General features: G+C 58.4%; 8 protein-coding genes and 1 pseudogene. 7 read left to right on the top strand and 2 right to left on the bottom strand.

Features of this window, described 5'->3' with window-relative positions:
- The first annotated feature begins 51 nt into the window (after nt 1–51).
- A complete protein-coding gene (locus KT71_RS07165; RefSeq protein WP_008296105.1) occupies nt 52–2,559 on the top strand; it encodes an acylase in 2,508 nt (835 codons plus the stop codon).
- 52 nt (nt 2,560–2,611) lie between these two features.
- On the opposite strand, the gene galE is transcribed toward KT71_RS07165, so the two are convergent.
- Nucleotides 2,612–3,643 carry a UDP-glucose 4-epimerase GalE gene (gene galE, locus KT71_RS07160; RefSeq protein WP_008296106.1) on the bottom strand — a complete coding sequence of 344 codons (1,032 nt, stop codon included), beginning with the start codon at nt 3,641–3,643 and terminating at the stop codon, nt 2,612–2,614.
- 116 nt (nt 3,644–3,759) lie between these two features.
- Here galE and KT71_RS07155 point away from each other — a divergent pair.
- The 5 genes and pseudogenes from KT71_RS07155 (at nt 3,760) to KT71_RS07140 (ending at nt 11,262) form a co-directional block, all read left to right on the top strand.
- Nucleotides 3,760–4,774: pseudogene (locus KT71_RS07155) on the top strand (NAD-dependent epimerase).
- Nucleotides 4,775–4,825: 51 nt separating this feature from the next.
- Complete coding sequence (locus KT71_RS07150; protein ID WP_008296109.1) at nt 4,826–6,130, top strand: UDP-glucose dehydrogenase family protein; 1,305 nt, start codon at nt 4,826–4,828, stop codon at nt 6,128–6,130.
- Between the two features lie 9 nt (nt 6,131–6,139).
- Nucleotides 6,140–7,339: a PAS domain-containing protein gene (locus KT71_RS21050; RefSeq protein WP_051403802.1), complete on the top strand. Its 1,200-nt coding sequence runs from the start codon at nt 6,140–6,142 to the stop codon at nt 7,337–7,339.
- Entirely contained in the window at nt 7,224–8,579 is a 1,356-nt protein-coding gene (locus KT71_RS07145) for a putative bifunctional diguanylate cyclase/phosphodiesterase (protein ID WP_238549484.1), read from the top strand. The genes KT71_RS21050 and KT71_RS07145 overlap by 116 nt, the downstream gene beginning before the upstream one ends.
- A 322-nt stretch (nt 8,580–8,901) precedes the next feature.
- Nucleotides 8,902–11,262: a putative bifunctional diguanylate cyclase/phosphodiesterase gene (locus tag KT71_RS07140; RefSeq protein ID WP_152025188.1), complete on the top strand. Its 2,361-nt coding sequence runs from the start codon at nt 8,902–8,904 to the stop codon at nt 11,260–11,262.
- 7 nt (nt 11,263–11,269) lie between these two features.
- Here the strand turns inward: KT71_RS07140 and KT71_RS07135 are convergent, their stop codons facing one another.
- Nucleotides 11,270–11,542 (bottom strand): hypothetical protein, encoded by a 273-nt coding sequence (locus KT71_RS07135; protein WP_023659403.1) that lies wholly within the window; start codon nt 11,540–11,542, stop codon nt 11,270–11,272.
- Nucleotides 11,543–11,684: 142 nt separating this feature from the next.
- On the opposite strand from KT71_RS07135, the gene KT71_RS07130 reads away from it, so the two are divergent.
- A complete protein-coding gene (locus KT71_RS07130) occupies nt 11,685–12,629 on the top strand; it encodes a surface lipoprotein assembly modifier (protein WP_023659402.1) in 945 nt (314 codons plus the stop codon).
- Nucleotides 12,630–12,666: the final 37 nt, after the last annotated feature.

Here is a 12,666-nt window from a genome sequence, read left to right as displayed (position 1 = left end):
GTGCAGAATAAAGTCACCGCAAAACCCAACGATAAAAAGAGATTGATAGCTATGCCTTTAGCACTCGCGTCCCTCACCCGTTGCTCCAGCAGCGTTAACGAAAACTCCGAAAACCGCCGTGGAGCCAGCACCAGCACTCGCACCCGGTTTTTTGGGGGGCTTGTGCTTCTCCAGGCGCTCCTCTGCGCCCCCGTGTCACTCGCCGACACGGCACAGTCCATGGCGAGGACGGATTCCGATGCATCACTGATGCCCGAAGGCGGCTATCGCGTGACTATCCGCAAGGGCCCCTATGGTGTCCCGCATATTCAGGCAGATGACTATGGTTCCCTGGGCTATGGCGAGGCGTATGCCGCGGCCCACGACCATGTTTGTAATATGGCGCTGGCATTGCTTCAGGCACGGGGTGAGAGTGCCCGCTATCTCGGTGCAGGCGCCAATAACAGCAACATAGCCCTCGATGCGGTGGTCCATGGTCTGGATCTTCGGGCCCAGGCCGAGATCGCCCTCGCCGCCCAGGACGCGGAAACCCGTCGCTGGCTCGCTGGCTACAGCGCGGGCTACAACCGCTACCTGGATAAGCATAGGGGATCCCGGAACAGCTCCTGGTGCAGTGGTGCCGAATGGCTCCGCAATGCCACGCCCCTCGATCATATGACCCGTATGGTCATGGCAGCTCAGACTCTCCCGCGCATGAGCGGCGCAATTGCAAACGTGCAGCCACCGACAGAAGCCTCCGAGTTGGCAGGGAACGGCAGCGCGGCACTGGAGCTTGCAGCCCTTGATGCCGCGTCCCTCGAGGGCATGGGATCCAATGGCTGGGCACTGGGCAGTGAGTACACGGAGAACGGCCGGGGCATGCTCCTCGCCAACCCCCACTACCCCTGGTACGGCGAAAGCCGCTTTTGGGAGAAGCACCTCACCATTCCCGGAAAGCTGAACATTTATGGCGCTCACCTCCTTGGCAGCCCCGGCGTGTCCATTGGTTTTAACGAGAATCTTGGCTGGACCCACACCGTGTCCGCCAGCCAGCGCCTCGTGCTCTATCGTCTGGAACTGGACCCGGAAAACCCCATGCGCTATCGCTACGGGGACGACTGGCGCGATATTGAGGCCCGGGTGGTCACATTCCCGCTGCGGGACGCCAATGGCGAGGTCACCCAGCACGAACACACGGTCTATGTCAGCGACCACGGCCCATTGTTGAGCATGCCCGGCATGACCTGGGACGGGACGTACGCCTACGCCGCCCGGGACGCCAATGTCGGCAACCACTCCCTCCTTGCCCAGTGGAAAGCCATGGGAGAGGCCCGCAGTCTGGATGAATTTATTCAGGCCCACCGCAAGTACAACGCCATGCCCTGGGTGAATACCATTGCCACGAGCGCCGACGGCCGTGCGCTCTACCTCGATAATTCCACCGTGGGCAACCTCAGTGACGAGGCCCAGGCCCTTTGGAAGGCGTCTCTGACATCTGACCCCCTCGCCGCCCAGCTATATCAAGGAAGACGTATGGTGTTGCTGAACGCCAGGGATCCCCGCAACACCTGGATTGACGATGACTCGGCGCCCATCGCAGGTACCGTGCCCTTCGCAGAACGCCCCCTTATTGAGCGCAGGGACTACGTTTTCAACTCCAACGACAGCTACTGGCTGAGCAGTCCCAGACAACCCACGACGGGACACTCGATTCTGTATGGACCGGCGGAATCGGCTCGCTCCCTGCGGACGCGAATGAACGTCCGGATGCTGGAGAATGACTATGGCGATGCAGGCGACGACGGTCTCTTCGCCATTCACGAAATTCAAAAGGCGCTGTTTTCCAACCGGGGACTCACCGCCGAGCTACTCCTGCCCGAGCTGATCACGATCTGCAGGGCTTCGGCTGAAGACCTGCAAAATGCCTGCGATGTGCTGGCGGCCTATGACGGCAGCCTCAATCTTGATAGCCCGGGCGCACCGCTGTTCCGAGAGTGGATAACCCGCTACGACCGCCTGGATACCGTAAGCACAGGCAAGTTGTTCAAGGAGCCCTTCGACGCGAGCCAGCCCGCTATGACCCCCACTGCCCTGGGAGACGCCGAGCTTGCCCTTCAATCTCTCAAAGACGCCGTGGCGGTCATGAACGCGGCAGGAATGCCTCTTAATGCCAGTTTACGAGACACACAGTTCGCCTGGCGCGCAGGCAAGGCAATACCCGTGCACGGGGGCAACGGTTTTGAGGGTGTGGCCAATCTTCAAATGGCAGGTAACCCGGCGGCCTCGCCCATCGCAGGCATCAAGCCGGCAAAGATCGCCGACAGTCGCTATCTCACCGATAAGGGGTATCCCGTGGTCCACGGCAGCAGTTTTATCTACACCCTTGGCTTCGACGACCATGGGCCCGTCGCCGAAGCGCTGCTGAGCTACAGTCAATCCGGCAATCCCCGCAGCCCTCACTTTCGCGACCAGACAGCGCTCTATGCGAAGAAGCAGTGGCGAAAAGTGGCTTTCCATGAGTCGGATATCGCCGCGACGGCACGTAGCATCCGGGTTCTGCGCAGCGGCGACAGCCCCTGAGTAACCAAAAGCAATAACACGGGATGGGGCGACCAGGGAATCAGGCGCGTTCTCAGCTCCTGAAGCCCTCGGGATTCTGCGACTGCCAGCGCCAGGCATCCTCACACATGCGCTCCACGCCGAAGCGGGTTTCCCATCCGAGTTCCTGGCGGGCATAAGCCGGGTCGGCATAACACTGGGCGACGTCGCCAGGACGACGATCAACAATCTCGTAGGGCACGGCACGGCCGCTGGCTTTTTCAAAGGCATGCACAAGCTCAAGCACACTGTAGCCCGTGCCTGTACCCAGATTGACTATCAGAGGTTTTTCACCGCCATGATTTCCGAGACAGCTCATGGCGCTCACGTGCCCCGCCGCCAGATCCGATACGTGGATGTAGTCCCGAACACCGGTGCCGTCGCGGGTATCGTAATCGCCCCCGAAAACGCTGAGTTTTTCACGACGCCCCACGGCCACCTGGGCAATAAACGGCATTAAATTATTGGGTATACCCGAGGGGTCTTCACCAATAAGACCGCTCTCATGGGCGCCCACGGGATTGAAATAGCGTAAAAGAGCCACCTTCCATGCGGGGTTTGAGGCCACCAGATCCATGAGCATATCTTCAACAATCAGCTTGCTGCGCCCGTAGGGATTTGTCGCGCTGCGCGGAAAGTTTTCCGTGATGGGCACGGACGCGGGATCGCCATACACCGTCGCAGAGGAGCTAAACACCAGGCGAAACACCGAGGCAGCCTCCATGGCGCGAACCAAAGAAAGGGTGCCCGACACATTGTTGTCGTAGTACCGCAGGGGCATGGCCACGGACTCGCCCACGGCCTTGAGACCTGCAAAATGAATCACGGCGTCGGGGCACGTCTCTTCCAGCACCCGGCGGGTTGCCTGTTCATCACGGATATCTGCCTCGTAGAGTGCCGGCCGATAGCCGAGAATCTGTTCCAGGCGCTCAAGCACAATGGGCGAGCTGTTGGAAAAATTGTCGAGAAGACTGACCTCGAAACCGGCGTCACTGAATGCCACGCAGCTGTGAGAGCCGATATAACCCGCACCGCCGGTGAGCAACACGCGTTTTGACTTGACCATCTGGCAATCCATTGAAGGCAAAAGCCAACGCTACCAGTCGCCGATCCTGCTGAACAGGTACTGAGTCACAGGATGGTGTTTGCTACCATAGCGACCTGTTCACAGGAGCCCCCTCTATGCGTGTTCTCGTTACCGGCGCTGCCGGCTTTATTGGCTTTCATCTGAGTCACCGCCTCCTGGACGATGGCCACGAGATTGTGGGTCTCGACAATCTCAACGACTACTACTCCGTTGAACTCAAACGGGACCGATTGGCGCAGCTGCAGGCACGCGAGGGTTTTACCTTTGCCAACCTGGATCTCGAGGATCGCAGCGCCATGGAGCGACTGTTTGCCGATCACGCCCTGGATGCCGTGGTAAACCTCGCCGCCCAGGCGGGAGTCCGCTATTCCCTGGAGAACCCGCGGGCCTATATCAGCAGCAATATCGACGGTTTCATGAATATCCTCGAATGCTGTCGCCACGCCAATACGGCGCACTTGATTTATGCGTCCAGTAGTTCCGTTTACGGGCTGAATACCCAGATGCCCTTTTCCGTGCACGACAACGTGGATCATCCCGTATCCCTCTACGCGGCCACGAAAAAATCCAACGAACTCATGGCTCATACCTATTCCCATCTCTACGGACTGCGCACTACGGGGCTGCGCTTTTTCACCGTGTACGGCCCCTGGGGCCGACCGGACATGGCACTGTTTCTGTTCACCAAAGCGATCCTATCGGGAGAACCCATCAAGGTCTTCAACCAGGGACAGATGCGTCGCGACTTCACCTACATTGACGACATAGTGGAGGGCATTACGCGATTGCTGGGTAAACCGGCAGAAGGCCAACAGCCAATGGGATTCGGCCCGACCCGACCCCGGAAGCAGCTGCGCGCCCTACCGCCTTTTCAATATCGGCAATAACCAGCCTGTGCCGCTCATGGACTTTATAGCCGCCATCGAGACAGCCCTGGGGCGGGAGGCTGAGAAAGAGTTTTTACCCCTCCAGGCCGGGGATGTTCCTGCGACCTATGCAGACATCGAGGCCCTCGCTGACTATGTGGGATATCGTCCCGGAACAGATATCAACGCGGGAATTCAAAATTTTGTGGACTGGTACCGCGACTATTACAGACAGCCCCGTTGAGCTCGGATAACCTAAAGCCTTTGCCGACTTACCCATAGGAAATCAAGCGTAATGAACGTAGTGATGATTGGCGCAGGCTATGTGGGCCTGGTATCCGGCGCCTGCTTTGCAGAATTTGGCGCGAGTGTGGTCTGTGTAGACAAACAGGAAGAACGGATCACGGCGCTCCGCCAGGGCAAGATTCCCATCTACGAACCCGGGCTTGAAGACCTGGTGCGCAAGAATGCAGACGCCGGCCGTCTGTCCTTTACCACGGACGTGGCGGGCAGCGTTGCGAAAGCGGATCTGGCCTTTATCGCCGTGGGCACGCCCACCCGTCGCGGCGACGGCCATGCGGATCTCAAATATGTCTACGCAGCTGCCCAGGAGATCGCAGAGAACCTCCAGGGATATACGGTCATCGTGGATAAGTCCACGGTACCCGTGGGCACGGCCCGCGAGGTTGCACGGGTAATCAGCAAGACAAATCCCGACGCAGACTTTGATGTGGCATCCAACCCCGAGTTTCTCCGCGAGGGATCTGCCATCAGTGACTTTCTGCGCCCGGACCGCGTGGTGCTGGGTGTGGAGTCCGAGCGCGCCGAAGCGCGCCTCCGAGAACTCTACCGTCCATTGAACCTCATCGAGGCGCCCCTGCTGGTCACGGGTTTGGAGAGCGCTGAGTTAATCAAGTACGCGGCCAATGCCTTCCTTGCCACGAAGATCAGCTTCATCAATGAGATGAGTCAGCTCTGCGAGAAAACCGGAGCCGATGTGAACGCCGTGGCTAAAGGCATGGGCATGGATAAACGCATCGGCAACAAGTTCCTCCACGCGGGGCCCGGCTACGGCGGCTCCTGCTTTCCGAAGGACACCCTGGCACTCAACCGTATGGCCCAGGAATATGGCGTCGGAAGTCGAATTGTCGAGGCCGTGGTCGAGGTGAACGCCTCGCAGAAGGCCCGCATGGTGTCAAAAATCCGCGAAGCCCTGGGAGGATCCGAGGCAGACAAACGGATTGCGGTGCTCGGGCTGACCTTTAAACCCGAGACCGATGACATGCGCGATGCTCCAGCGCTCGCCATACTGCCTGCACTGATCGATCGCGGGGCCACCATCTGCGCTCACGATCCCGAGGGCATGGACGAAGCCCGGCCTCTCCTTCCCGAGGCGATGGAATACGCGGACACGATTGAGGAAGCCCTTAAGGACGCAGATGCCGTGGTCTTGATGACTGAGTGGAATCAGTACCGCGGGCTCAACCTCAGGGACGTCCGCGACACCATGCGTGGGGATGTCTTTGTGGATCTTCGCAACGTTTACGAACGGGGCCTCATGGAAGCTGCGGGACTCCAGTACACCAGTGTCGGTCGCTGATCAACGACCATGCCGGCTCCGCAGCTTTCCACGTCTGGCGATTACGTCACCTCCCATGTCTGTGAGGACCTTTACCGTCAAACGCCGGTGTCCAGCGCAGTCATTTTGTTCGTCGTCGCGATTTTCTGGCTTGCGCTGAAAGACCAATCAGACCTCGCCGCCTTGAACATCTGGGCTGCCACACTCACAGGGTCCGTGGCGGTCCGTTATTCCATCTGGTACCAGCGCCGTCGGTCGCCCCAACGATTCGGTGACCAAGGCTGGATGAGACTCTTCAGCGCCAGCTCTGTCATGGTGGGAGCATCCTGGAGTCTGATGTTTCTCTCCGTGAGTGACTGGAGCAACCTGGCCGCCCTGGCAGCTCCCTGGATGCTGATGCTCGGCGTCCTGAGCGCTGCATCCGTCGCCCTGGGGCCGCATATTCCCACCTTTATCCTTTACTCGGCCCCACCGGTGTTCATCAGTGGCTGTATCATGCTGTTCCGGTCCATCGATTCGCTGGGGTGGCTCCTCGTGGCCTACTGGGCCTATTACCTTATCCTGCTGGGTTTGACTCGAACGACGAACCGGACTTACCTCGCTCGCCTTGCCCTCGCGGCAGAAAACCAATCACTGCTCGACGCCTTGCAAGCACAGGCGAGTGGCCAGGAAGAAGTCATAGCCACACGCACCGCCGAGCTCAGAAAGACCAACCGGGATCTCGCGGAGCAAATGTCTCGACGGGAAGAGTTGGAGCGTATTGCCCTCGAGGATCTGGCGCTGCTCGGCTCCGTGATTAACGCAACGTCCGATCTCATATATTACAAGGACTACGCCAGGAGCGACGGATGCTACCTGGGCTGCAACAATGCCTATGCGGAATTTCTGGGCCGAACTCCCGAGGACATCGTCGGTAAAACCGACGAGGACTTCTTTGATACCGAAGAAGCGGACATCCGCCGTGAATCCGAAAAATCGGTGCTCAAAGATGGCAGCAAAGTCGTAGAGCGGTGGATTGATCATCCCAGCGGCAGTCGGCGGCTCCTCAGCGCGAGACTGATGCGTTTGCGACGCCCGGGGGAAGGTTCGCGGCATGGTGAGCATCGCCCGGGACATCACAGAACACAAAAGAGCAGAAGAAACTCTCCGGTACCAACAGCGCTCCCTGGAACACCTGGCCCATCACGACGCCCTGACGGGCCTACCCAATCGCCTTTACCTCATCGATAAACTGAATCACGCCCTGCAGAACCCCGATAAACAGGCCGCGTCCCTCGCCGTGCTTTTTCTTGACCTGGACCACTTCAAAGACATCAACGATAGTCTGGGGCACAGTCTGGGCGATGAAGTACTCCGTGCCGTTTCACGACGTCTCAGTGACTGTGTGCGCAAGGCCGATATCATCGCAAGACTCGGGGGCGATGAATTTACCATCGTGCTCCAGGGTGTGGGTAGCAGCGTGATTGCCGTAGAGGTCGCTCAAAAAATACTCCTGGCTTTTGAACAGCCCATTATCATCGGAGAACGGGCACTGACTGTGGGCACGAGTATCGGGATCAGTGTGAGTCCCGACGACGGATTGACCACGGAGGAGCTCCTGCGTAATGCGGACGCGGCCATGTATCGGGCAAAGCGCAATGGCCGCAATACCTTCATGCATTACACCCCGGATATGACCGAGCGGGCGCTGGCCCGCCTGTCTCTGGAATCTGACATGCGCCGTGCATTGGAGCGTGAGGAGTTCCACGTGGCTTATCAGCCTCAGGTGGACATGCACAGTGGCGCGTTGATTGGCGTAGAAGCGCTCCTTCGATGGGATCACCCCGAAAAAGGCGCCATATCGCCGAAGCACTTTATCCCCATAGCCGAAGAGAACGGCCAGATACTGGCCTTGGGCAAATGGGTGCTCCAGAAAGTCTGCGCCGAGCAGATACGCCTCGCCGATGCCGGCCTCGCCGGAATCCGCTTTGCCGTCAACGTGTCGGGACGACAGCTACTTCACGAGGGCTTTCTTGAGTTCATAGAGGGAATGATCAAGACCGGGACCTGCCGAGGCGAGGCACTGGAACTGGAGATCACAGAAAGCGTACTTCTCAGCGAGCCGGAGCTGGCGGCTGAGGCTATGCAGGCCATCCGCAAACTGGGCATCGCAATCTCCGTAGATGATTTTGGTACCGGTTACTCTTCCCTGGCATACCTGAAACAATACCCGCTGAACCGTTTGAAAATTGATGCCTCTTTTGTCCGGGACATCGTCATCGACCCTGATGACCGGGCAATCGCGCAGACCATTATCGCCCTGGGCAACGCCCTTAATCTCGAGGTGATTGCCGAGGGTGTGGAAACGGAAGAGCAACGGGCGATATTGGTGAACGATGGCTGCAGCCTGGGCCAGGGCTTTCTGTTTTCACGCCCCCTGGCTCCGGCAGCACTGCTGGAATACCGCCGCGACGTCGTCAAAAACGCCTAGACCGCTGCCCGTATCGCCGCTAGCCACCACTTGCGTTGCGTGTTAGCTTCACAACATTAAACATTGTCACGAGCGCAGGGACCGCTAGACGATGCCGAAGAACGTCGATGTTAACGGGAGTATCGAGTGTCTGCGGAACGCTCAGCCCGTTAACTACCCCCGATAAACTGTCCCGGGACTTGGGGTTCAACATGCTTACACCACTACTGTCAGCAGCTCTGTTTACATCTCCATACGCAGCGCCATTTGCAGCGCAGATTGCAGCGCTATTCACACCGCCATTCACACCGCCATGTGCAGCGCGCAGACAGATCCCTTTGTTGTGAGCATTGCATCAAAGATTAATGTACTGATTGCCCTGCTGGCTGTCCTCGCCGGCCTTGTGCTCACCGCATTCGTGGGGCAGCGGGATTACAGTTACCAGCGTGACGCTCTCATCCTCTCCGTGTCGAGTCTGGTAGGCAGTCAGCCCCACCTTCAGCTCACCAGCTATTATCGCGAATCCGCGGAAGTTAAGAGCACCCTGGAAGAGTTTCTCGCGCTCTCTCCGGCGGTAAAACGGGCCGTGCTGTTTGACGGTCAGGGTGAGGTCATCGGCGAAGAGAGTTATTCCTGGGCCGAGGGCGACGCCCTTCCGCGGTTCATTGATATGCGCAAGGATCTGTCTCCCGTGGACCGGGGGATTTACACCACCTCCGGCGGCGCTGTTCCCGAAGATCTCGAGCTACTCAGCAAGCTAACCCTGGGGGAAAAAACCACTTCCCTCACCCTACCCATCATCTCAGTGGTTGACCCGACGAAAAAAGGGCTGGGCCGCGAGGATTTCGCCGCAGCCCTCGCCTATCCGGAGCTCGTCAGCAGCGTTTACGTCATCGCTTATCTTGATGTAGAAATCAGCAGCACCGCTCTGTGGAGCCTGACACTTCCCACGGTAGCGCTCTCCTCCGGTATTGGTTTGGTGGTTCTGTTTCTCTTCTGGCTCCTGACGCGAAGCATCACCCGGCGCATTACCGCGCCCCTGGGCATGCTTGCGCAGGTAGCCGACGACATAGCATCGGGCAAACAAACCGAGCCCCTGCGCATCCGCGGCAGCGGTGAGGTGCGTGATATTGCTGAAGTGCTCAACGGCATCATCACAGGCCTCCACAGCTATACCCGGCAAATGGATACAGACCGAAAAATGCTGAGTATGAAAGTCGACGAGCGTACGGAGCAGCTCAGCCGGCGGAAGGAGGAACTGGATTCTGCGGAGCAAAAGGTAACGGAAACACGCAGCAAGCTGCGCCACGCCGCGTACTTTGACAACCTGACCTCCTTACCCAACCGCAAATTGTTTACGGAGCAGCTCACCCTCCTCCTTCGCCTGGCCCAGCGAGGCAACCAGAACGTCGGTCTCCTGCATGTGGATATCGACAATTTCAAGCGCATCAATGACTCCCTGGGTGCGACCGCCGGAGATCAGTTACTCCGTGAGGTGTCCGAGCGACTGGCTGCGGGTGTGCGCGACAGCGATGTCCTCCACCGAGGTACCGACGATGAGAGCTCTCTCATGGATCTCTCACGCCTCGGCGGTGATGAGTTCACCGTCGTGCTCAACCACATCGAAAGTATCGATATGGCAAAGCGCGTCGCCGACCGTCTTGCCAGTTCCATCGCGGAGCCCTATCTCATAGATCGCCAGGAGGTCATTGTCTCCTCCAGCATAGGCATTGCCCTGGCACCGGATCATGCCGCGGATGTGGAAACCCTCCTCCGCGCGGCAAACACGGCCATGGTCAATGCCAAGAAACGCGGGCGAAATCGCGTGGTGATCTATGACGATTCCATGGAAAGCGCCAACCGAGAGCGCCTCCAGCTTGAGAATGATCTGCGACGGGCTGTGGAGCTGGATCAACTGTTGCTGCACTACCAGCCCCAGGTCGACGCCCTGGACGGCAGGGTCACGGGCGCGGAATCCCTGGTACGCTGGAACCATCCCAAGCAGGGCCTTATTCCGCCATTCAAGTGGATACCCATCGCCGAAGAAATGGGCCTCATCGAAGACGTAGGTGAGTGGGTCCTGCGCCGGGCCTGTGCTGATCTCGTGGAACTCCGGGCTCAGGGTCACAGCTTGCCCAAGGTATCAGTCAACGTTTCCGCGCTGCAGTTTCACGACGAATTTGTCGCCACGGTGAGCTCGGCGCTGCAGGACTCAGGTTTGCCGCCGGAGTCCCTGGAAGTCGAGCTGACCGAAGGCATTATGGTGAGCAATCAGGAAAGCGTTGTATCCATGGTGCAGAATCTTAAGGATCTGGGGATACGCCTTTCCATCGATGATTTCGGGACGGGATATTCGTCCTTGAGCTATCTGACCCGCTTCCCCCTCGATGAGCTCAAGATCGATAGGAGCTTTGTCCTTGGACTGGCCAAGGGAAGCCAGGATGTGGAACTGGTGAGAGCCATCATCGCCATGGCCAAAAGTCTGGGACTGGAGATCGTGGTTGAAGGCGTTGAGCGCATGGAAGACCTGGAGTTTTTCCTGGGTCAGGGCGTGAGCGTTATACAGGGGTTTTTGTTCAGTCAGCCCGTACCCCTCACGCAGCTCAGCCCCCTATTGGCACCCGAGCACTTTCTTCGCCAGCTCCAGCGACTCCAGGGGAGCCAGACCAAGGACGACGATGCGATTACGCTCGAAGAAGCATGAGCGTTGCTTATTCACCCGCCCGCTTTCGCTCGTCCTCTGCTTTCTTCAGCGCCTGAATATTTGTCAGATTCTTTTTATAGGCATCCGCCACTTTATCGACCCCGGAAGGATTGAGGCCTCCGCTGTTGCCCGTGACCGAATAGGTCGCATAAATGCCTGATGCCGTCATAAGAGACCATGAGACGACGTTCACGGGAACGCCCTCGTCCTTCATGGTATTCGCCAAATCAATAAATCGCTGCATGCAATCGTCGTGTTGCTGTGTCTGATCGTCGCTCACAAAAACTCCTTAGGAGTGTCCACGGGAAAAGTCGCGGAGTTTATCATCGGATCGTAAACACAGACAGCGACCCTTTGGCAGTCTTGAGCCACCGCTGTGCTTTGATTAGTCTGCGCCGACCTTTTTACCTCTGAGTCCCCCTGTGTCCGCGAGTACAACCCGACACCCAGCTTTCGTAGCAGCGATTCTGTGCGCATGGCTGCCCGTGGGCACCCTCGCTCAGGATCCTGATGCCCAGAACGCTGCCAGCAAAACCCGCTGGAGCGCCGAAGTGGGGGTGGGCGGCGAATACGACACCAACGTGTCGGTGGACGAAGTGGACCTGTCCAGCGGCCAGAGTGACTACGCGGCAATCATTGATCTGGAGCTTGGACTGAAACACGAGTTCAGTGAACGCACGGAAGTGTCCGTCAACTACGACGTCAGCAAGAGCACCTATCAGGAGTTTTCCGAGGTCGACCGACTGACGCATATCCTCGGCGCTGATCTCAATAGCGATCTTGGGAGCAGCAATGCCTCTCTATCGGTTTACTATATCGACTCGCGTCTTGATGGCGATGCCTTTTTAAAATACACGCGGATCTCGCCCTCCCTCTCGGGGTTCCTGTCCCGACGCTGGTTTAGTCGCGGTGCTTACGTGTACTCCGAGCGGGAGATCGACAACCGCTCCCAGCGCAACGCAGAAACCCAGACCGGCGAACTGGACCTGTACTACTTCCATCGCGGCTTACGCAGCTACTTTAATCTGGGTTATCGGTACAGGGACGAGGACGCTATCGCCGATGAACTGGATTTTGATGCCCATTCCCTAAAGTTGCGCTACATCCGTCGTTTCACAGCGGGAGAGCGCAAAATCAAAGCTGAGGCAGCGCTCCGCTACGAGGTCCGTGACTATCGCTTTGATGAGCCCACCATCGGCGAGCCGCGGAAGGACGACCGGTTCCGTGTGAAGTTCGATCTGGAGATTCCCCTGACCCAGAAGGTCTACTGGCAGTGGTACCTGAGCTACGGAGACTACGTGTCCAACCTACCCCGCGCCGACTTCACGCAGACCATTCTCGGTACCCGCCTGCAGTACAGTTGGTAGGAGCTGCGCTGGAAAACAAAAAACGCCTCAGGGCACT

This window comes from Congregibacter litoralis KT71, assembly GCF_000153125.2.
GTDB lineage: Bacteria > Pseudomonadota > Gammaproteobacteria > Pseudomonadales > Halieaceae > Congregibacter > Congregibacter litoralis.
This window is presented reverse-complemented; position numbering and strand designations above follow the sequence as displayed.

What these genes read in the sequence shown, in the direction of transcription:
- galE (WP_008296106.1), bottom strand. Translation starts at nt 3,643, where the DNA reads ATGGTCAAGTCAAAACGCGTGTTGCTCACCGGCGGTGCGGGTTATATC.
- KT71_RS07150 (WP_008296109.1), top strand. Translation starts at nt 4,826, where the DNA reads ATGAACGTAGTGATGATTGGCGCAGGCTATGTGGGCCTGGTATCCGGC.
- KT71_RS07165 (WP_008296105.1), top strand. Translation starts at nt 52, where the DNA reads ATGCCTTTAGCACTCGCGTCCCTCACCCGTTGCTCCAGCAGCGTTAAC.
- KT71_RS21050 (WP_051403802.1), top strand. Translation starts at nt 6,140, where the DNA reads ATGCCGGCTCCGCAGCTTTCCACGTCTGGCGATTACGTCACCTCCCAT.